The organism is Halorubrum sp. SD41, assembly GCF_058630335.1.
Window position 1 is genome coordinate 14739 of the sequence record NZ_JBZVGZ010000013.1, and the last position, 20386, is coordinate 35124.

Consider the following 20386-nt stretch of genomic DNA (forward strand, 5'->3'; position numbering starts at 1 on the left):
CTCGTCGACCTCGGCATTCGCCAGTTGCCCGACTCAGGTCCGCCGGAGATCGTGGTAGGTGAGACACTCTGCGGTTTCACTGGTCGCCGACGCCAGTTCCTCTTTCACCCGTTCGGGCAGAACGAAGGTAACATCGTTTCGGCGGGTAAATCGCCGCACTGCCTGGTAGCGACTGTTCGACGACTGCCCCATTGCGACGAACAGGCCGGTATCAACGATGTAGAGCTGGCTCACGCGTCGTCAGCGGAGACGTCGTCGATGTCCAGCTCCTCGAGCGACGCTTCCGCCGCCTCGATGTCGTAGTGCTCGTGGACGACAGGCCGGAGCGCCTGGAGGATCATCTCCGCGGCTAGCGGGGAGATATCGAGATCATCGGCCATCAGCCGATGCGTCAGCTCACCGCGTTCGCGGGCGACCGCATAGGTGAGCGCCGTCGCGAGGCCGGCGACGCCGTGACGGTCGATGTAGGTATCGATGTCGGCGTTCGTCCCGCAGCGTCCGACCGCGTCGATCAGGGCTGGCGTGATCGTATACTCACCGTCGCCGGCCGCCGTTGTCACGGTCAGATTGATCTCGCGGGCGGCGTATTGCCGGGGCTGCCCGTCATCGGTGACCTCGACGACACCGGCGTCGACGAGCCGGTTCATGTAGCTGTAGGCCGTCCCTTGGGCGAGTTCGAGGTCGTCTATCACGTCCTGAACTGTGGCCTCGCCTCCCCGAGCGAGATATGCGTACAGCTGGGCGAGCTGTGTCTCCTCGAGGAGATCTGCGATCGAGAGGAAGTCCTGGACGATGTCGCCGTTGGCGCGGTTTGAGATACGCGACACAATTGTTTCTAATTACAGTTTACAGTGAAACAGTAAAGAGTGTTTGTGGAGCCTACTCTACTCAGGCAACCCCCTGTCTGACATAGTATTATAACGATCGCGTTTCTCTCGTTTCACTACATGACTGAAACGGCTGAAACGGCTGAAACGATCGAAACGCCCCCGGCGATCGTGGCAATGCTCAACCAGAAAGGGGGGGTTGGAAAAACGACGCTCACAATCCACGTCGCCGGTGCACTCGCCGACCGCGGGCTTGATGTCCTCGTGGTTGACCTTGCCCCTGAGGGAGCACTCACGTCGATCCTCGGCTACGACGAGGCGTACAGCGACCTTGACCGGGAGGTGTCGCTCCACGAGCTGCTACTCGATCCTAGCCGCGCAGACGGCGTCGACGACATCATCATCACTGGTGAGGAGTTTGATCTACTTCCCGCGAACGAGCGGATGGTCGACCGCACTGGCGGCGAACTCAATGGCGAACCCCGCGCTCGAGAACGGCTGAAGATGGTTCTCGACGAGGTTGCAACAGGGTATGATGTCGTTCTCGTAGACAACATGCCGAGCATCAACGTGCTCACGGACAACGCGTTGGTTGCCAGCGATGGAGTGTTGATTCCTGCCTACGCAGAGGCACTCTCTGTCCAGGGTCTTGATCGACTCCAGAAGCAGATCGACAGCGTTCGGGAGTACTTCGGTACGGTACGAATTCTCGGAATCATCGCGAACCGAGTTGAGCACAACAAACAGGCCGACGCCATGCTCGAGCAGTTGCATTCTGAGTTTGAAGACGGACTTGAGATTCCGGTGTTCGACGTTTACAAGCGAGTCGATCTTCAGCGTGCGATCGCCGCCCAGGAGCGCTCCATCTTTGCGGCTGATGAACTCGACAGCGACATGGCCGAAGTACTCGCCGACGTCGCGGCACTCGTTGAGGCAGAACTTGTGAGGGAAGCAAATGAGTGACGACAACGACGACGCCAGCGAGGAGCTGGGCAAGACCGGCGAGAAGATGGGTGGTATCGCTGACCGTTTCGGTGCGACGACTGAGGCGACTGACACAACCGACACGACTGAAACGGACGGAACGACTGACACAACAGAAACGATTGAAACGACTGAAACGATCGATACGACTGAGGAGACCTCCACGCCATCGTCTGAAATGACTGAAACGACTGAGGCGACGACAACGACTGAAACGGCTGAAACGATCGAAACGCCAGAAACGACTGACACGCTCGGACCTGGCGATGAGGGTTTCGTGCTGCGCGAAGATTGGAACGGGCGGACGATCTATCTCCCTGACGATGTCGTCGACGATCTCGACATCCGGTACTCAGAGGTCAACGTTGAATGGCAGCGCGAGCATGGCGAGCAGCTTCCGAAGAATGAGAGGTTCTATCCGGCGTTGGTTCGGGCGGCTATCAACGAGACGACTATCGAGGCAGAGCTCGGTCTCGACGGATAGCGTCTTCCGATCAGTTGAGTTCTAACTTCATTTCTAGTTTCTTTCAAGTAGTATGTGCGCAGTAGGTTCTATTGTTGTAGGGGATTGTCGCCGCCGATCACAACCTCGAACTGCCGAACTGCTCACTCCCGACGGCGCACGAGACCTCGACAACAGCGAGGAACGGGTCCGGGAGGCCTACCAGCACATCGAGGCGGCCGAGCGAGCTGACATGGCGATCGAGGCGTTCTCACAGAACGACCAACGGGTCCATGACGAATAGCTATCCCTGATAAATCGCTCAGTTTCGTATTATCTCCGAAACTGCTGGGATTGGGCTATGATGTGTGCTCGATCCTCTTGAGTTTAAAAGCGAGAAATGTTCTACTGGGGAGGGTTTTTGAGTAAGCTCTGAACCGTCTCCTCTTCGTTGGGTAGCGAGTGGATAAATATGAATGCTCCAAGCGCAAGAGCATTTATTAGCCCGATCCATTCAATTCTATTTCCATTATCGAGTGCCTCGAGAGCACCATTCTGACTTAACAGCATAACAGCTACTACCGCTATCAGTAGCCCACTCCCAACGATCTTGATCGTAGTGGGCAGACTTGGTGGATACTCGATATCTTGGTTCGCTCGGAGTAGACCATCTTTCGTTTTAGTCCACGACGTCATCATACTCGCGTAAATGACGCCGAGATCGAGTCCAAATATGCTGCTTCGTATTCCGGTCTCTGAATCATCATACACCAGCTCAACTTCAACCTCGCCGATTCTGAGCAGCGCTTTCTCGTCGCTGATTCCCAGAACTTCTCGCACTACTTCGTCGATTCTGATTCTTCCATTCTTATCGATACGCGATATGGTGTGACAAGTCGTCTGTGGCAAATCGTCAATGTTGATGTCCTCGCTTTCGACTTTCACGACTTGGATCTCCCTCAGATTGACGATTCCATTTTTATCCTTTAGGCCGAGAACCTCTCGAACCTCAGTGTGGATTGTAGCTGTTCCGCGCTCATTCATATAGAGCGTTTCCTCTGTCATACAAGCAACCACCGAGCAATCTGATATATATCTATCGGCCAGCTGATAGCTTTCACTCTATTGGCATATAAATTTGTAATATAGTATATCATTACGACTCAGTCGAATACAATTCTACTTGTGCGATTTATCCCCGATTCAATCACCCATCTTCATCACATTCTCACGTCCTCGAAGACAACTGAACAAATCTGTTATGCCAATAGTACCGTTTACGTCTTGCGATTACGTAGGTTTAGAACATCAATTGAACATATACAGTATGAGATTATGCTCTTCTCATCATACTTTGACCTATTCAGTTCGTTTATGAGAGCCACAACTATGTGCCTCGGGGTATACGTTTAATCCAAGTCTGGTTTCAAAACAGGCTTGTGATCTAAATGTCGGATAAAAACAAGGTTAGCACGTACATTTTGATACCAAAACAGATGAAGCAACGGGGGATGAATGCTGAAGGGTACTCAAGCGGCTCCGAGTACTTTCGTGCGATGATTTCAGCTGGTGAATCAAAACTCGTTAATCTTGATCCACACAAACTCAACAGCAAAGATAGCAAACAATCAGACGTGGTAGATCTTGATGAGCTCTTATTTGATGCACTAACTAGCGAATTTGCTGAGCAGGACGAAATTCTCGAGAACGGACTTAAGAACCGTATATCGGACCGTCTCTTGGAACTCGCTGCTGATAATGATAATCCGATCGAAAAAACTGGCTTCGAATTTCGGATCAATGAGTGACTCTGACTTCGGCGAAACTGGTCGCGGGAACAACCCTGAACAGCCACCAATAGATTGGTTCATTGAAAAACGCCACGGTCACCATGCAAACGCTACACAAGATAATATCCGATACTATACTAAATTTTTTAAAAACTGGCTGAAAGATCAAATTCCATGGGTTATATACAAAAAAGACGACGAGAAAACAATTTCAACGAAACGAGAAAAATGGGGAGATGATCTTCAGCATGAACAAGATCTGGATTGGACTACAGGTGGAATCTATCCGCAGGACCTGTCTATTGATGGGGCTCACCAATATTTCCAAGCCCTTGCTGCCAACCCGAACCTTTCTGGTGGAACGGAAGCTCAGCATGTTGGCACGGTTTGTCAATTCTATGATTTTTGTTTGAGCCGTAGCCATTCATGGTTCATTAAGACTGGAAATCCAATACAATTAGCTATCGAAGAAGGTGGAAATAAAATTATAGGTGATATGAGATCTCGTAACCCGGCACTAATCAGTGTTAGTGAGATGAGTGAATATATTCGATCGTGGCGTCATCCACTTTGGGAAGCGATTACTGCCTTCTTAGCTAAATCTACTGCCAGAAGGGGGGTGGTCCATAATCTTGATCTACAAGATGTATATTTAGATCACCCAAGTTGTAACTGGGGAATACACAAGACTCTCCGTCGGAAAAACCGTCCTTTCCTACATATTTCTCCTAAACCTCGAAAGGGAGATTATTGGAACGAACGAAACCGTACGCCGGCTGCTTCCAACAAGACCAATGTCCACCGGACGATTCCAATCGACAACGAGTTGCGGAATCTTTTCCTCCGTTGGCTTGTTGTCCATCCTGGTCCGATGTCCGGTGATGCTCCATTCTTTGTTAGTCTGAATGATAATTGGGGTGAAAGGATATCTGCAACGACAGTATTGAAAAAGATCCGCGCCCATTCCGAAGATTTGGGATACTGGTATGGCACGAATGATGACGATAATATTAATGTCCACTACTTCCGCCACTGGGCGACTTCAGTGATTGACGAGCGGCTTGAAGCGACCTTACGTGGTCAGCACGCTACGACTACCAAACTCTTACGTGGAGATCAAGAGGATACGATGGATAACTACACCCATTGGTCTGATCCTCGTGTTGAACATTACTTGGATATTTGCCCTACTTTCTACGGTTAACGCCTATACCATGCCACTGCCTAGGTAATTCGTTTTTATCTACCGGCTGTAGGTAGTGCGTGACTTAAGAAGATATTAAGACATCATCAGGATAATGATGTTAGAAGCGTTAAAACATCAAAATTCGCGTATTCAGGTTTGTGACGCTCATATAAAAGTCACAACTGATTCTCGATATTACACGCACGATTCCTGATGGAGCCCTCCGGCGCAAGGACGCCGGAGGAGTCGTGCTGCCACCCAATGACAGCAAGAAACCTAATCAGGGCCACGAGTGATAACTCTGTACCTCACAGAGTCCCATTCTACACTGGCCTACTGACTCCCAGCATCGTACAGTACTCGCGTAATAGTTCCGTGAGCCCCGACTACCGAAATACCGGTCGAAATTCATCTGTGGGGCGATCTGAATGACCGAGGCTACCGACAATCCGACCTCGTTCGCAATCCCGATGGATCCAGAGAGTGCGTTCAACGCAATCGCGAATAGCCGACGTCGCCGCGTCTTGCTCTCACTCTCACAGTCGCAAAGTGAGATTTCTGCTGGTGATCTGGCCGTTGAAATCGCCGCCATTGAGAATGCGATCGACCCCAGTAAAATCGGAAGCAACGAACGCACTTCGGTCTACATCTCACTGACTCAATCGCATCTCGAGACGCTCGATGAATGCGGCGCAGTCGCGTTTGATGATCGCTCAAAGGATGTCGCCCCGACGGACGCCACCGAACCGCTTGCCGAATACATCCGCCGGCTTCAGACCGCGTGTTACAAGCCGGACTCGGAGGACAACTAATGGTTGACTCCCAGCGTGAATTAGAGACGCTCAGAGAAATCGACTCCAACTTCCACCGACTGTTCGAGGCAGTCAACGACGGTGACGACGTCGTTTCGATGCCAGGCGGCGATCCACTCGCCACCCTACGGCGGGCACGGGCACAGATCGACGCCGCACTGTTCGCGTCTCGCCGCCGTCGCGATGACGTTACACTCGCCGACGACGGAGCGTGTCTGCTTCAGTGGAGCCCACCGGGTGCGCCACCGCGCCGCCTCCGATTCGAACCCGACAGCACTGGTGAGTCCTGGACACGCCGTGAGCTCGAGTGGACTGGCGCGGAGTGGCGCTCCTGTGGTAGCGATCTCGTTGAGGATGTCGCGATCCGCGCGCCAGCAGCCGCACGGTACCCTGACCCGGTCGACCCGACACCGCTCGAAACGATGCTCGAGTGGATCCGTGACAGCTGGGCGCGTCCGGATCCGCCAGCGCTCGTATTCGCGAAGACGGCCACAACCGAACAGGGGGTGGTCGTCGCCGTCGACGGCGAGCTCCGCTACCGCGAGCGTGATAGCCCACAGTGGTATCCTGCGACGACAGACGAGTTCTACCACCACCTTCGAACTCACGGACAACCAACGCTCCTACCGCTCTCAGAGACAGCGCTGACTCGCCAGCACTTCACCCCTAGTCCACTCTCCAAATGACGGACGAACCACTCTCGCTTCCACCGGGCTTCGATCGTGGACTCACCCAGCTCATCGACGCGATCGAGACGCTCCGGGACGCTTTCTCAGAAGAGGAGACACTTACGACCGTCCAAGCTGTCACCACACGGCGGCGGTTGTTCCTCGCGCTTTACGCGCTCAAAGCGATCCGTCGACAGCTTGCGGATACAGAGCATCCCCCATCCCAAGGCGATCATGAGGTGGTGACGTGGGACAACCCTGCTCAGGCACTGTATCACATCGAACTACGTCTCGATCGGCTGCTTGAGGATCTCTCCATTCAGGGGTACGACCACTCCTCACAAGAGTATTCGATCGAGCAAACACTCGAAACGATTCGAGACCACATCGTCATTCTTCAGGAAACACTTTCTGAGGGGTCGACGGACAACTCCACGCCACCTGAGAAACTCCCCAGTCACCGATCTGTCTATGCAGACGTGGCTGGGCGTGGGGTTGGCGATGGGCGATGGCTTGAGTATCAGCTCCAGAGCGCGTTGATGCGGTGGGGGTATCGAGCAGAGACGCGCCAGCACTTGTTCGGTCTTGAGGTCGACGTCGTCGCCAACCGGAAGCCAAAACAACAGAAGCCGACTGATTGGATTGTTGCTCAGTGTAAAGACTGGACAAGCGACACGATCACGCCATCGACGATCTTCCGGCTGTGTACGATAGCGTTTGCCTGCCGGGCAATGCCGGTCCTCTGCCACACAACAGAGATTACACCTCGGACTGAGGAGCTCGCCCGTCAGTTCGAAGTTCGAATTCTCGATCTGCGGGATCTTGAACGGGGTGCGCTTCCTGCGCCTCAAGTGTACAAGCCGACGGCTGAACTCAACGAATGGCCTCCACAGTATAACGCTCGTGATGATCGGGGCACTCTCCCCGCGATGTTCTACGGAGAGCCTGGCAAACGGTTCAGCTACGTCCCTGGCTTCACTCCCGTGGGGATGGACTACGACTACGACCCGATCGATACCGACCGAGACGACGATACGCATCCCGCTGTCAGGCACTAACTCCCTGACTTGCCCGCGTTCCGCGGGATTGAGCGCGCCCTCTCACAGCATGGCTACGAGGACGCAGTTCACCTCGTCAAGGCCTTCGACTTCGTCATGTCCGTCCAAAACCGGTACCAGTTCTCTGGATGATCGCTTTCTGACGCACTGGCCGCAGAGGATACGGACAACATTCGTCGTTGACCTCGACAGAGCTCTACTGGTCACTGACTCGCTGGTCTGTCTGTGAGAACGCCTCTGTCGCCATGTCGGCGCGCTCAGCCGCCTCGATGTGCTGGTAGGCCTCTCGGACTTGTTCCTCGCTGTTGTCGAGATACCGAGCAGCTGCGGCGTAGCCGAACTGTCGAACGAGGACCTCACCAACGCCCCGCCGGCCGCCGTGTAGTTCGAGGTAATCGCCATCGAGTGAGAGATCCAGTTCGTCGCGACGCTTCGTGATCGCATCGTTGTTCCAGAGCCGCTCCATGATCGAACGTGCGCCGTCCGTGGTGAGCGGCTTCGGCGCGTCGAGGTGGTGCTCGGCGGCGACGATCAGGTCGGGAGTACCTGCCCGGACGCGTTCGATCTCATCATCGTCGAGACCGGCGTTGGCGAGCCCCTTGGTGACGTGTGAGGCGAGCGACGGCCGGTGGAGCGTCGTAAACACCGGCCACGAGTCCGGCACGTCCAGCACCTCGGCGTACCGGCGTAGGGGACCGATGACGGGCTCGGGGAGTGACGCCTCCTTCCACTCGCGACTCTTCCGGAACACGGTGACGCTGCTGTCCGCGAACGACAGGTCACGCCAGAGAATTCCGTTGCGACCCTCGCGGTCCTCCTTCGGCGCGGAAAGGAACTCCGAGCCACGCAGACCGGTGTAGGCGACGACGTATACGAGCGCCTGCTCACGGCACCGTTGGTACGCCTCGAACCGTGCCTGCTGTTTGACCTGCCACAGCTTACTCTCAGGGTCACCGCGATCAGTGTGGGGAACTTCGATCGCACCGAGCTCGTCGAACGCTTCAGAGACTCGCCGGTCGACGAACTGCGTGATCAGATCGCGGTGGATCGGCTCCCACGCCTGCTGGTCGCCTGGGCGTCGGCCGTCGTTCTCGGGGAGCGGGTCTTCGGCATCCGATTCGCGGGCGTAGTGCCGTGGGAGATAGCCCTGGGCGTGCGCCCAGCCGCACCACGACGCGACGTGCGCGTAGTAGGTGAGGACGGTCCCGGCGGCGTACCCGGCGGTCGAGAGATATCTTGCGTAGTCCGAGAAGACCGTTGTTTCGAGGTCCTCGAATCGGACCGTGTCGACGTCGACGACGCCATCCCACGACTCCGGCGGCGAGGCGTTCGCTGGGTCGGATGTCTTCCCGAGACACCAGCGTCGAAATCGCTGTAGCTCGCGCTCAGCGTCCGTTCGGTACGCGCCCTCCTCGCCGGCATCACCTTTCCCTTTGTCAGTGAGGTACTTCGTGAACGTGTCGTCGATCGGTGTCTCGACGGAGCGGCGGCCCGTCATTGGGCCTCCGGAGTGTGGGGGTTGTGCCGTCGGACCACCGCTGTAGACTCCGCGATCCGGCTGGAGCAACTGTGTGAGAAAGAGTCGGCCATAATTCTGAATCTGCCTTGGTTGGGGTAACGGGTGGGGGTCACTAAGAACTTACTCTGTCTTACTCAGCTAAGACAAAGTAAGTAATTTCGGGCGTTATGTGGTTTTGTGAGAGCTTATCCGGTGGTATCGGGTGCGAGAGCCATTCTTAGCGGCATAGATACATTAGTATATTGTATGTCGCTATATGAATATCCCGCCGACGAGTTCACTAGCTTCCGCTCATTTCATTAGTCCATAATGGTTGTTAACTCGAAGGATGTTCAGCCACTCTCTTGATCGGTCCGTACAGCGGACTCGCGGATCGCTCAGTAAGCACTCTTCAGCGACCAGCTGTTTCGGACGAGAAAATACCTAAAGAATAGGATTTCAACAGAGCCAAGAAAGTATTTATCCACGGGTATAAACTCTCATATATGGTCAGTAGGCGGGATTATCTGGCGTCAGTCGGCGCTGTTAGTGTTCTTTCCGGATGTCTATCTGCCCTAAACGAGGTGCCGGACCTTACGGAGCCCGTCAGACCGGTCGAGAGCGATGACTGGTACCGAACAGGCTCGAATAACGCGAACACAAACAGAGGATCCGGCCGATCGCAGACGTTCGATCTAAACGAACTCGTTACTCAGTTTGACGGGAATCCTCACGACGTAACTGGGATTGTCGAAAAGAGCGAGCGGCTCTACATTTCGACGAGTTCGAGTGTTCACGCGCTCAGTGAGAGCACATCGTGGACCCGAGAAATGTTCGAAGAGGAGACATCGTGGCCGGAAGGAATTTCGGGAGAAAACACAACAGGCCTTGTTACCGGAAACGACTCACTCTATGTCCCCACGCTAGAACGGCTCTACAATCTCAACGCCGAGACAGGACACGTCCGGTGGGAGTACGACGTGTCGCCAGCAAATGCGACTCCGCTGTTGTCCGACCAGTACATCTTCGTTGAGGACGCGACTGGCCCTGCAGTCCACTGCTTGAATATCGAAACTAACGAACTGAACTGGGTTCATGAGTTCGACCAACAGACCCCAACCGGCCTCGCAGTACTCGCGGGGCAGCTGTACGTGACAGTAAGCGACAGCACCGGCAGCAAACTGGTGGCAATTGATGTCGAGTCGGGCGAGCGGAGCTTCAGTAGCGACGCTCTCCCTCGAACTGCAGTCCCGCCGGTCGTGTCCGGGGATCGAATCGTCGTTGGCCACCGCAACGGGACCGTCTCCGTGCTGTCTGAGACAGCCGATGTTCAGCAAACCGTTGCGATAGACTCAGACGAGAACGGCATCTTGACCCCGATGGCAGCGGACGCAGAGCGGGTCTTCACCACGAGTGAAAACAGCGGCTCCGTAGGTGCCATCGAAACCCAGACCGGTGAGGTTCAATGGGATGCACCGTTCCCACGGTCGGTCGTACCGCCGATTGTATGTGACGGTTCTGTGTATTTCTTTGCGACGGATGGTCAGGTGACAGAGCACGAAGTTGATACTGGTGAGATATTGTCTCAGGCCAAGATTGGTTCGGATCCGTCCATGGCTGCCTATCTCGGAGACAGTATTCTAGTGGGAACCTGGGATCAATTATCGATTATTAAACCGTGAATAGTTCTGTTGAAATCCTTAATACGCGATATATTTTGACCTCTCTGTAGTCAGTACAGTGGGCGCACCCATCGGATGGGGTCAAGGAGATCCACAAACTCTCACGGTATGAGTTCAACAATCGAATAAGAACTATACAGCGTAAGGACATACTGGGTTATATGGCCCTTCCATCGTCTCTCACTCAGGATTTAACTAAGCAAGACAAGCGGAAGATGGTAACCATCGTTTTGACTATGACCATCGGGCTCCCAGTCTATGCAGCGCTCATGTCTCTCTCCGGTATAATTGATTTACCAATGACTGCATCCTTCCTCGGATTTACATCTATCATCGGGGTTGTGATGTCTCTGCTCGTGATGATGCCAGCCTATCTATTAGGGAACAAAATCACTCCTTGATGGCCCCGGCCCACGCAAAAACCAGTAATTGTGCGACACTTGCGCGTTGTCTCTCGCACAGTCGTCAGAACATTCCGTTGAGCTATCAGAAATTTTAGTAGTCAACAAGCAGTCGTAGTGATCAGAGAATTCAATAAGTAAATCTCGGAATAAAGTTCTGAGGGAGTTACTCCTTAGTAAAGAACTCATCATCGTAGTCACGATCAGGGTCTTCACCAGAGAAGCCCGTCACATCTTCACCGAACGGATCAACGTACGGATCGCTGTCACTGCGTCTCGCTAACTCCTCTTTCGTCTTCTCACCCTCAATCCACTCCACCAGCTCGTGCTTCCCACCCTCAACTTGTGCCTGCATATCAAGCATTGTTCGATACGCGTGGATGATGTCCAATCGCTCCATTTTCGCTACTACATACTGCCCACGCTCTGTAACCCGATACTGATTTTTCACCGATGTTTCCCGGTCATCGATTTCTGGGGTAATCAGCCCGAGGTCTTTCGCTTCCCCAATCCGCTTCGACAACGTTGATGAACTAATCTGTAATCGCTCGTTCAGATGTTTGAATCGTTTTGATCCACCTTTCAAGACGACAAGAAGGCCGATCCCGCCACGCAGCTCAAAGAACTCCCTAAGCGTGTCTGCCATGTCTCACACGCTATACCCTGTTGGCATTCGTAGTCAAACTTTCTTCTACCCGGCTCTGTTGAAATCCTCTTCGGAGAACACGTTCTGCCCCAGTTCCGGCCAGTACAGGGGACTCACGAATCGTTCAGTACAGCACACCTACTTCTCGGCTGTTTCAGTCGAAATGCGCTGGTGAGAATCCGCCTCAATGTGGTAGGTAGGTTCGGTAAGTACAGCAGACAGAGTTATCCTCTACAACTTACTATTCTAACACATGAATGTGGACCACCCTTTTGTGAACTACTTAGGGATGATTATTCTCGCTGCGGTTACTGTATTGCTCTTTCTAGATGCATTTCTTGACGTATCAGAGGTCTTCCCCAATGGTTGGTTCCACTTTCTACTGGGCGTGTTTCTTCTCGGAAGTGGGGTTATCTTATTCACCAATCGAAGCAAGTAACCAAAATAAGCACTCTTCAGCGACCGGCTGTTTTAGACGATGATATGTCTGAAGAATAGGGTTTCAACAGAGCCTTCTCCTCTGAATTCCGCTTCGTTCCAAAATACGGTTTGATTTGGAACTATTCGGAAATCGAATTATCCTGTACGCACATCGCGTTTAACCACCCGTAGCGTAGGATAAGACAGGTTTCCGGAAACAACACCCCGAACCTTACACTTCGATTCGAAGTAAAACTACCTACCAATCTATGACGGCCATTCCCAACACGAAACAAACGGTCCTTGACTCCTTACGCGAGTCTCACCGGGAGTGGCCATACTCGGAAGCCCACGACACGGTCAACGGAGATCCATGGCCGCTCGCGTGGGATGCCGCCGCGTTCATCGAAGAATGGTTCGCGCACCCAGAACACAACGACGTAGAAGAAGCGATATGTTACGTCGAACTCACCCCGTCGAAATTCGGGTATGACGTGGCTGACTGGCATTTCAAACAGCCACCAGCACCGCTACTGAAAGCACATCTACTCCGTATCGTCAAAGGATGGGGCGGCGAGACTGCCCTTCACGACTATCTTGCCGATAACCCAGAACTGGTTGCTGAACTCGGGTTCGAGGATGGGCTCGCATCGAAAACCACGCTCTGGCGAGTATGGAATGAAGATCGTCTCTCAGACGAACACAAACAGGTTGTGCGGACTATCGGGCAAGTGCTGGTTGATGTCGCACGCGAACACGACGTGCCCGCGCCGGACGAGGTCTTCCATCCTGATCCGAGCGTTGACACACCTGACGGCATCGAACAGGATGATTCAACAGTTCGAGACCGGACGATTGCGAAAACACGGGAAATCTGGCAGCAAGCCAAGCCGATGGTGACGGAGAACTATGAGCTCCCGCGTGGCAAGAACACAGAGGTTCACGACAACGCGTTCCTCGAAGCTCACGCGTTCATCGGTTCACGTGAAGAGATGTACGCGGAGAACGGTACGTGGAATTTCGCGGCAGAGACAACGCGTGACCGGGTTCAGACGGGTAGTACTCATCGCCACCATTTACAGAAAATCGGGCCGGATGCCGCTCGGAAAATGCATCGTGACACGACACGAGAGTTGATCGAGCGGGCTCGCCGTGACTCAGAACTCGTTGACGGCGTCCTCGTGAGCATTGACATCACGAAGTCGAATCCGTACCGAACGAAGCGGAAAATCAAGTCTGACGAGGACGGGAACGTGACGAACACGTGGTTGCTCGGGTACAAGAACGATGATGAAGACGAATCTGCGGAGTTCTACTTTCAGTGGGCGAGCATCCAAATTGTCGGATTAGATATTCCACTCGTATTGGATGCGATTCCCGTACATCGCGGGCTCTCACGTGTCGCTATCGTTGACCAGCTCTTGGAGACTGCGACAGACATGGTGGATGTCGAGTTGCTGATGATGGATCGGGAGTTTGCCCACGATCCGGTGAAAGAGGTTTGTGAGGATCACGGTGTGTGGTATTTGAATCCGGGCATTATGCGGACGAGTGAGCGGGCGACGTGTACGCGTCTTCGCCGTCAAGGGAAGCTCGTCCATATCGAGAGTGATGAGGCCAGTACCGATGACGCTGACGTGGGAACAACTCTTGGTGACTTCACAGCTGACGAGACAACTGACGAAGAAGACGATTATGAGGTTGAACGGAAGCGTGTGTATGTGCCAGCAATGAATGCTGAGCGGACGAATGACGGCATAGAGGATGACGGGAGCGATGAAGCGGATACGGAGTCAGATGAAGAAGATGTGCTTCGTCAGGAGTTACTTCGTGATTTCGCAGAAGCGACTGATGCGGATACGGAAGATGTGGGGCAGATGTTCGGTGACGTGATTGATGAGGTTCGTGAAGAGGAAGACGAACAAGAACTGCCGGGAAGTGAGGAAGACAAGGAGCTGTATATGTTGTTTGAGACGAATCACCCTGATCTCGAACTCCCGGGTGGTGCTGGTGAGGACAGTGACGAGATGTCCGAGATGGAGAAGGTACACATGGTGGCGCGGGTGATCAGGAAGTACAAGCATCGGTGGGGGATTGAGAACGGATTCAAGCAGATCAAGAGCTTCCGTGTCCGTACCACGTCGATGGACCACGAGTACCGGTTCTTCAACTTCCTGTACGCGTGTACGCTGTACAATGTGTGGCGACTCACCGATCTACTGGTGAAGTTGGAGCTACGGGCTGAGTCCGAGTTCCGATATGAACCACTCGTGACGGCAGATCTGTTCCTGACGATTGCGAAGGATTACGTCGGGTTAGATCCCCCTGACTGACGTTTTCGTTCCGGGGTTGCCCCCTCGTGAGTGGCGACACTGCTGTGTAGTCCCTGTTTTACGGGTTTTCTTCTCTGAACTACCGACTGGCAGTGGCGAGATTCTATCAGACATAATTTCCCCCAATAGTTGGTGTTAGAAAACTGCTGTATTGGACGTTTTTCTCTCTGTCTCGTGAAATTGCTGATCGTCAGCCCGCCGCGTTTCAAACGGCCGCTCAACCCCCCTTTTGTTCCCGTGGGACCAGCCCGCCTTCTGGCGGATTCCAAGGTTTATTTTTACTTACACACCGGTCTGGCTACGCTTATGTCTCCGGAATCAGTTGTTTCATTCGGATGTCCATTGAACACACCACATCCCGAAACGCAGCGGAGGCGGGCGAATAATGGCAGTTCGGAAGTCCAAGATTCCCGATACATGGGCCAAGCGAGAGACAGCCGCAAACCAGAACTCGAAGACTGCCCGAGAGAGGATCGAACGAGACCTGAATCGTGATCGGTCAGCTCTCGTTCAACACACCAACATCAACGCGTTCACAATCTACACCCAAGGGTCGTACAAGAACTACACCAACACGAGAGGGTCGAGCGATCTCGATCTGATCGTACAACTCAGATCTCCGTGGAGGCGGGACCTCAGCGATCTCACTGATGAGGAGCAGGAGCGGTACCACGATGATAACTCCCCGGCAGATTACGGCTACGACGATGGCTTTCGTGATAGTGTTGTACAGGCCCTGCGACAATTCTATCGCGAAAACCTGCTGAAGGACCCCATCGATAACTCCGGGAAGGCGATCGAAATCTCGGGTCCTCATAATCCGCTTCCCATCGACGTAGACGTGGTCGCCGCTCAGGAGTACCGCATCTATCACACCTATCCCGAGGATGGAGACCCCGAATACACAGAGGGAATGATGTTCAAGCCCCTCATGAGTGACGAGTGGTGGGTCAACTTCCCGAAAGTACACTACGAGAACGGGAACGCGAAACACGACAACTTCCGCGAGACTGTGCGGATGTTCAAAAACGCGCGGGGCCACTACAACGATAACCATTGGTTCACCCTCGACACGCCCTCCTACTACATCGAGTGCCTGATCTACAATGTACCCGACCACGTGCTGAAAACGTCCGATCTCACCGACCGGTTCGATGACGTGCTCTCGTGGTTTGAACAGGACAGTACGGACCTCACTGGCTTCGATCAGGTGTCAGAGATGGAGGATCTGTTCGGGGACGAGAACACGCAGTGGAACACTGACGACGCTGAGAAGTACATCGAGAAGATGCGGACGATGTTCGACGACCTCTAATGCGCGGGACCCACGGATTCTCGACCGATCAACCACGACGCCGCCGTATCACCCTCTTTGCGTTCGGTGCAGCGGGTGTCCTAATAGCCGACAATCTCGGTTCATCAGTTGCTTCACTCACGGGATACGGTATCTTCGCCAACGTGACGATTTCGTTCGTACTAGCGTCGACAGCCGTGTATCTCGTCGTTTCGAGGGGACTGTGGAACGTTTGGCCTATTTCGAAGGCAATCGGTTCACCACCAGATCTTAGCGGCGAGTGGACCGGCCATCTCTACACAGACACGGACGAGTACGACGACGAAGACGTGGTTGCCGTCAACGACCTCGGATACGATCTCGTGAAGATGGAGGCGACTCTGCGAATCAGGCAGTCGTGGGACCGGATTCTCGTTGAGTTTGACGGCCCGAACTCGACTTCAAAGAGCACGGGTGCGACCATCCTATTCGACCACGAGCCACCCACGCTAACCTACAACTACGACAATGGGGGTGATGACTTCCATGACGAGGTTGACCAGCACGCGGGGACGACCACGATTGAGTATGACCCTGAATCTGAAACACTCGAAGGGACGTACTACACGGGGCCAAACCGAGAGAATCAGGGCCGTCTTGAGGTAGAACGTGCCTCCTGACGACTAAACAGAGTCACCGACCCGAACCACTTCCACTTTCACCGTCAGTCTATGGCTCACCCCTTTTATACGACTTTCCATCTACGTGACCATGCGAACCTCTCGACGACCGACCGCCGATCTTCCAGAACTCGCCCCCGGTGTCACACTCGTCGACGTTGACGACGACCTCGGGGTAACGCCGGTCCAGGCGCTGCTCCTCGATCACATCCTCGGCGGTGACGGCCCCGCGTTCTGGGTCGTCGGCGCGAACCGAGCTAACACGACGCGCCTCCGTGAACTGGCCCCGGCCGACCGGATTCTTGACCAGGTGAGTAGCCTGCTGGTTCACAGTTCACCAGCACACGTCACTTCTTGGTCGGCTCGCTGGTCGTCTCGACTCCCGGGAGTCCCCATCGGTCGTCGTCGCGACCGGTCTTGACGGGATGTACCGTGCCGTCGACGTCGACGACGAGATAGCCGAACAGAGGTTCATTCGCGCGGAAAGATAATTCCGAAACGCATAGACGATCGGTCCGAGAATTGACATCCATTACGTATGCCCTCCACCCAGAACGAATCCGCCATTCTAGCGACCGATCTCCGGAAGAGCTACGGCTCGGAAGTCGCTCTCGACAGTCTCACGCTCGATATCCCGCACGGAACCGTTTACGGCTTTCTCGGCCCGAACGGCGCGGGGAAGACGACGACGATGCGGCTCCTTACCGGTCTCAGCGATCCGGACAGCGGATCGGTACGCGTCTGTGGCATCGACGCGAGCGACCGACGTGCGATCGCCGGTCGGGTCGGCTATCTCCCTGAGACGCCGCCGCTGTACGACGAGTTCAGCGCCCGCGAGCAGCTCGAATACGTCGCTGATCTTCGCGACATTTCGCGGTCCGTTGCCCGCGAGCGCATCGGCGAGTACCTCGACCAATTCGGGTTAGCCGGTGACGCGGACAGGCGGATCGACGGCTATTCGAAGGGAATGAAACAGAAGACCGCGTTCATACAGAGCGTCCTACACGAACCGGACGTCCTGTATTTAGACGAACCGACATCGGGACTTGATCCCCGAGCAGCGCGCACTATCCGGGAATCGATCACCGCATTTGCCGACGCAGGGACCACGGTGTTCCTCTCAACACACATTCTCCCGGTCGTCGAAGCCGTCGCTGACGAGGTCGGGGTGTTGTTTGACGGGAGACTCGTCGCCGAGGGGACGCCCGCCGAAGTACAGGCCCGTGCGGAGACTGGCGAGAGCGGATCCCTCGAAGACGCGTTCCTCGCCGTCACGAGCGAACCCGAATCGGGCGCGGCCTCTCAGAGAAAATGAGCCTCCGACAGGACGTTCGCCACGGGCTCCGAATCGGGCGGGCGGAATTCGTACGAAGCCTCCGGGGGTACCTCGGAAACCCCCGTCGAGTCCTCGGACTCCTGATCACGGCGCTGTTCTTCGGCGGCACGCTCCTGTTCGCGCTGCCGACGGCGTATGTGCTCGGGCAAACCGCGCGTTCCGTCACGGCGGTCCCGTTCTTCGCGCCCGCTGCGACGCTCGTTCCCCTCGGTCTCCTGTCGATATCGGTGTTCCGGACGCTCGAACGGCTCGGACACATCGACGGTGAGGATTTCGTCCTGCTGGCGGTTCACCCGCGAGCGGTCGTTATCGGGCTCATCACGGCGGAGATGGGACGGCTCTCCCTGTGGTTCGGGATCCCGGTCGGAGCAGTGGTCGTCACGTTCGCGCTCGGAATGGGCTCACCGTTGCTCGTCGCTTCGGGCGGGGCGGTCGCGTTGCCGCTCGTCTGCTGTGCCGCCGTCTGGGGATACGCCGGGGGGATTGCCGTGTTGCGACTCCTGCGACAGCTTCCCAGCCTTCGCCGTCTCTTGAAAGTGGTCGGTATTCTCGCGATGGTCGGACTCGTCATCGCGTCGCAGTTCGCCGGGCAGTTCATCGTCGAATCCGACCTCTCAGCACGGCGGATGTTCTCGACGGTGGCGTTCGATCCCCTCGTCGAATACGTTGCGCTCGCGTTCGTCGGAACGCCGATCTCCAGACCAACCTCTGTGGAAGCGGTGGGGGTGCTCGTGGCGTTAATCGCGCTCACGCCGATAGGCCTCGCCGTCTCGACCAGGCAGGTTTCCACGCTCTGGTTTACCGATCCGGTCGACAATGACGCGTCGACGCAGGTGCGGCGATCGAGCGGCGGATTCTCCGCCCCGCGACCGTTCGCATGGACCAAACCCGGTCGTATCTCGTGGGGGGTCCTCGTGCGCGGTCGCCGTGATCCGGCGGAGTTGAGTCATCTCCTGATTGCCGTCTTTTTTATCGCACCGTTCGGGACGATGTTTCTCGAGTTTTCGGGCGATGCCCTCGGACCCCTCATCGCTGGGGGCGGCGTCGTTCTCGCGACATACCTCTCAGGCGCTACCTTCGGGTTGAACCCGCTCGGTGACGAGCGGCCGCAACTACCGCTCCTCCTTCTCACCGAGACATCATCCGCGGCTCTCGTCCGTGGACGGCTCCTCGCCGGCGTTGCGATTGGGGTGCCGGTCGCCGTTCTCAGTTCGCTCGTCTCGCTCCGTTTCGGGATAACGTTGCTCCAGGCGGCAGCGACCGCCGCCGTCGGAGTTGTGATGTGTCTCGCTGCGGCGATGTTCGCGGTCGGCATCGGCTCGGCGTATCCGATCTACGAGGAGCGCGAGTTCTGGGGGACGGAAACGGTCGTCCCGTCGACGCTCGTCATGATGGTGTACCTGTTCGTCGTGGGTGGCGGAACGGTTCTCGGGCTGTTCGTGACGTGGTTCGCGATCACCGGAAACGTCGTGTTGACGCCTGTATTCGGCGTGCTCTTCGGTACGTATCTACTGTTGACGGTCGGCGTTTCGTATAGCTCCTACCGCTATGCGCTCCGGCGACACCGGCGCTATACACTAGCGTGATCATGCTCCCCTGCGTCGTTTCAGACGACCCGTCTGGCGAGTCCACCCTCGTCGTTAAGTCGATCCCATTGCCGTGGCAAACGTTCATGGCTTCTAGTTTCGTAACTCTATACAAGATGAACAACGGTACAGAACACGTGCGAAACGCGGGGGACACACCGAGGATGATTACCGGGATTTCCACGTTCGCAGAATTACTCGAGAACCCGTCCCTCGCGAGTCTCTATACATCGATTCGACGGTCTGCGACTGCCACGGGCCCTGAACTCGTTGAAACAACGACCGTCTCAAAGAAGACGGTGTACGACTATCTCCATAAACTGGAACAGGCGGGCCTGATCAGCAAGGTTGACGACGATGGCGGGACCACCGCATACACCGCTGAAGAGTTCGAACTGACACTGACGGTCTGCGAGACGGAAGTCTCGATCACACCCGAACTTATCGAAGTGACCGCACACAAGAACGAGTATCCAGCGATCGAGCGGGTTCTCGAAGACTACGGCATCGTCACGTTCGTACTCGCATACGATCTCGTGAAAGCACACAGTGAGGGAAATGTCACAATCCGGCAGATCGCGAGCCTCACAGGCCTTTCGCCTGGAGCCGCGTATGATCTCGTTGAAGCTCTCTATTCGATTCTTGAGCTCGGTGACGACGAGTCACCCCCGACGGCGTACACACCGGATGATTTCGATGAGGACGAAGGGGATCTCCTCAGAGAATTTGCCGATAAAAAGACCGAATGAGGGGAATGAACGCTT

General features: G+C 55.2%; 22 protein-coding genes and 1 pseudogene. 17 read left to right on the forward strand and 6 right to left on the reverse strand.

The window, feature by feature from the left end; all coding sequences use genetic code 11:
• Positions 1-75: 75 nt before the first annotated feature.
• Together AC4NMM_RS07565 and AC4NMM_RS07570 are read right to left on the reverse strand one after the other, a co-directional pair.
• Positions 76-234 (reverse strand): annotated as a pseudogene (locus AC4NMM_RS07565) (PIN domain-containing protein); the annotation flags it as partial.
• Positions 231-827 carry a DUF7437 domain-containing protein gene (locus tag AC4NMM_RS07570; protein WP_491923970.1) on the reverse strand — a complete coding sequence of 199 codons (597 nt, stop codon included), beginning with the start codon at positions 825-827 and terminating at the stop codon, positions 231-233. The pseudogene AC4NMM_RS07565 and the gene AC4NMM_RS07570, both read right to left, overlap by 4 nt.
• A 120-nt stretch (positions 828-947) precedes the next feature.
• Between AC4NMM_RS07570 and AC4NMM_RS07575 the strand changes: the two genes are divergently transcribed.
• The 3 genes from AC4NMM_RS07575 to AC4NMM_RS07585 are packed head-to-tail and all read left to right on the forward strand — an operon-like array spanning position 948 to position 2557.
• Positions 948-1790, forward strand: a complete 843-nt coding sequence (locus AC4NMM_RS07575; protein ID WP_491923971.1) for a ParA family protein — start codon at positions 948-950, stop codon at positions 1788-1790.
• Positions 1783-2295, forward strand: coding sequence for a DUF8160 family protein (locus AC4NMM_RS07580; protein WP_491923972.1), 513 nt, complete (start codon positions 1783-1785; stop codon positions 2293-2295). Before AC4NMM_RS07575 ends, AC4NMM_RS07580 begins: the two co-directional genes overlap by 8 nt.
• Positions 2296-2347: 52 nt before the next feature.
• Entirely contained in the window at positions 2348-2557 is a 210-nt protein-coding gene (locus AC4NMM_RS07585; RefSeq protein ID WP_491923973.1) for a hypothetical protein, read from the forward strand.
• 101 nt (positions 2558-2658) lie between these two features.
• Here the strand turns inward: AC4NMM_RS07585 and AC4NMM_RS07590 are convergent, their stop codons facing one another.
• Positions 2659-3318, reverse strand: coding sequence for a hypothetical protein (locus tag AC4NMM_RS07590; protein ID WP_491923974.1), 660 nt, complete (start codon positions 3316-3318; stop codon positions 2659-2661).
• A gap of 431 nt (positions 3319-3749) precedes the next feature.
• Here AC4NMM_RS07590 and AC4NMM_RS07595 point away from each other — a divergent pair, with 431 nt between their 5' ends.
• The 6 genes from AC4NMM_RS07595 (at position 3750) to AC4NMM_RS07620 (ending at position 7899) form a co-directional block, all read left to right on the forward strand.
• On the forward strand, positions 3750-4061 hold the full coding sequence (locus tag AC4NMM_RS07595; protein WP_491923975.1) for a hypothetical protein: 312 nt from the start codon (positions 3750-3752) through the stop codon (positions 4059-4061).
• Positions 4054-5247 carry a site-specific integrase gene (locus AC4NMM_RS07600; RefSeq protein ID WP_491923976.1) on the forward strand — a complete coding sequence of 398 codons (1194 nt, stop codon included), beginning with the start codon at positions 4054-4056 and terminating at the stop codon, positions 5245-5247. Before AC4NMM_RS07595 ends, AC4NMM_RS07600 begins: the two co-directional genes overlap by 8 nt.
• Before the next feature lie 410 nt (positions 5248-5657).
• A complete protein-coding gene (locus tag AC4NMM_RS07605; RefSeq protein ID WP_491923977.1) occupies positions 5658-6041 on the forward strand; it encodes a DUF7344 domain-containing protein in 384 nt (127 codons plus the stop codon).
• The gene (locus tag AC4NMM_RS07610; protein ID WP_491923978.1) at positions 6041-6727 is read left to right on the forward strand and encodes a hypothetical protein; all 687 of its coding nucleotides are present in this window, start codon (positions 6041-6043) and stop codon (positions 6725-6727) included. Before AC4NMM_RS07605 ends, AC4NMM_RS07610 begins: the two co-directional genes overlap by 1 nt.
• Positions 6724-7767: a hypothetical protein gene (locus AC4NMM_RS07615; RefSeq protein ID WP_491923979.1), complete on the forward strand. Its 1044-nt coding sequence runs from the start codon at positions 6724-6726 to the stop codon at positions 7765-7767. Before AC4NMM_RS07610 ends, AC4NMM_RS07615 begins: the two co-directional genes overlap by 4 nt.
• Positions 7768-7776: 9 nt before the next feature.
• Positions 7777-7899 carry a hypothetical protein gene (locus AC4NMM_RS07620; RefSeq protein WP_491923980.1) on the forward strand — a complete coding sequence of 41 codons (123 nt, stop codon included), beginning with the start codon at positions 7777-7779 and terminating at the stop codon, positions 7897-7899.
• Between the two features lie 64 nt (positions 7900-7963).
• Here the strand turns inward: AC4NMM_RS07620 and AC4NMM_RS07625 are convergent, their stop codons facing one another.
• Complete coding sequence (locus tag AC4NMM_RS07625) at positions 7964-9265, reverse strand: site-specific integrase (protein WP_491923981.1); 1302 nt, start codon at positions 9263-9265, stop codon at positions 7964-7966.
• 506 nt (positions 9266-9771) lie between these two features.
• Between AC4NMM_RS07625 and AC4NMM_RS07630 the strand changes: the two genes are divergently transcribed.
• On the forward strand, positions 9772-10947 hold the full coding sequence (locus tag AC4NMM_RS07630; RefSeq protein ID WP_491923982.1) for an outer membrane protein assembly factor BamB family protein: 1176 nt from the start codon (positions 9772-9774) through the stop codon (positions 10945-10947).
• Between the two features lie 161 nt (positions 10948-11108).
• Positions 11109-11348: a hypothetical protein gene (locus AC4NMM_RS07635; protein WP_491923983.1), complete on the forward strand. Its 240-nt coding sequence runs from the start codon at positions 11109-11111 to the stop codon at positions 11346-11348.
• Positions 11349-11514: 166 nt separating this feature from the next.
• Here the strand turns inward: AC4NMM_RS07635 and AC4NMM_RS07640 are convergent, their stop codons facing one another.
• The gene (locus AC4NMM_RS07640; RefSeq protein WP_491923984.1) at positions 11515-11994 is read right to left on the reverse strand and encodes a winged helix-turn-helix transcriptional regulator; all 480 of its coding nucleotides are present in this window, start codon (positions 11992-11994) and stop codon (positions 11515-11517) included.
• 689 nt (positions 11995-12683) lie between these two features.
• Between AC4NMM_RS07640 and AC4NMM_RS07645 the strand changes: the two genes are divergently transcribed.
• The 3 genes from AC4NMM_RS07645 to AC4NMM_RS07655 all read left to right on the forward strand — a co-directional run bounded on the left by AC4NMM_RS07645 (position 12684) and on the right by AC4NMM_RS07655 (position 16700).
• On the forward strand, positions 12684-14747 hold the full coding sequence (locus tag AC4NMM_RS07645; protein ID WP_491923985.1) for a transposase: 2064 nt from the start codon (positions 12684-12686) through the stop codon (positions 14745-14747).
• A 385-nt stretch (positions 14748-15132) separates the two neighbouring features.
• Complete coding sequence (locus AC4NMM_RS07650) at positions 15133-16062, forward strand: nucleotidyltransferase-like protein (RefSeq protein ID WP_491923986.1); 930 nt, start codon at positions 15133-15135, stop codon at positions 16060-16062.
• Positions 16062-16700 carry a Cap15 family cyclic dinucleotide receptor domain-containing protein gene (locus AC4NMM_RS07655; RefSeq protein WP_491923987.1) on the forward strand — a complete coding sequence of 213 codons (639 nt, stop codon included), beginning with the start codon at positions 16062-16064 and terminating at the stop codon, positions 16698-16700. Before AC4NMM_RS07650 ends, AC4NMM_RS07655 begins: the two co-directional genes overlap by 1 nt.
• A 49-nt stretch (positions 16701-16749) precedes the next feature.
• Here the strand turns inward: AC4NMM_RS07655 and AC4NMM_RS07660 are convergent, their stop codons facing one another.
• Complete coding sequence (locus AC4NMM_RS07660; RefSeq protein WP_491923988.1) at positions 16750-17031, reverse strand: hypothetical protein; 282 nt, start codon at positions 17029-17031, stop codon at positions 16750-16752.
• Positions 17032-17238: 207 nt separating this feature from the next.
• Here AC4NMM_RS07660 and AC4NMM_RS07665 point away from each other — a divergent pair, with 207 nt between their 5' ends.
• From AC4NMM_RS07665 to AC4NMM_RS07675, 3 genes are all read left to right on the forward strand, one after another.
• Entirely contained in the window at positions 17239-18015 is a 777-nt protein-coding gene (locus AC4NMM_RS07665) for an ABC transporter ATP-binding protein (RefSeq protein ID WP_491923989.1), read from the forward strand.
• Complete coding sequence (locus AC4NMM_RS07670) at positions 18012-19622, forward strand: hypothetical protein (RefSeq protein ID WP_491923990.1); 1611 nt, start codon at positions 18012-18014, stop codon at positions 19620-19622. The genes AC4NMM_RS07665 and AC4NMM_RS07670 overlap by 4 nt, the downstream gene beginning before the upstream one ends.
• Positions 19623-19738: 116 nt before the next feature.
• Positions 19739-20371, forward strand: a complete 633-nt coding sequence (locus tag AC4NMM_RS07675) for a transcriptional regulator (protein WP_491923991.1) — start codon at positions 19739-19741, stop codon at positions 20369-20371.
• Positions 20372-20386 lie beyond the last annotated feature (15 nt).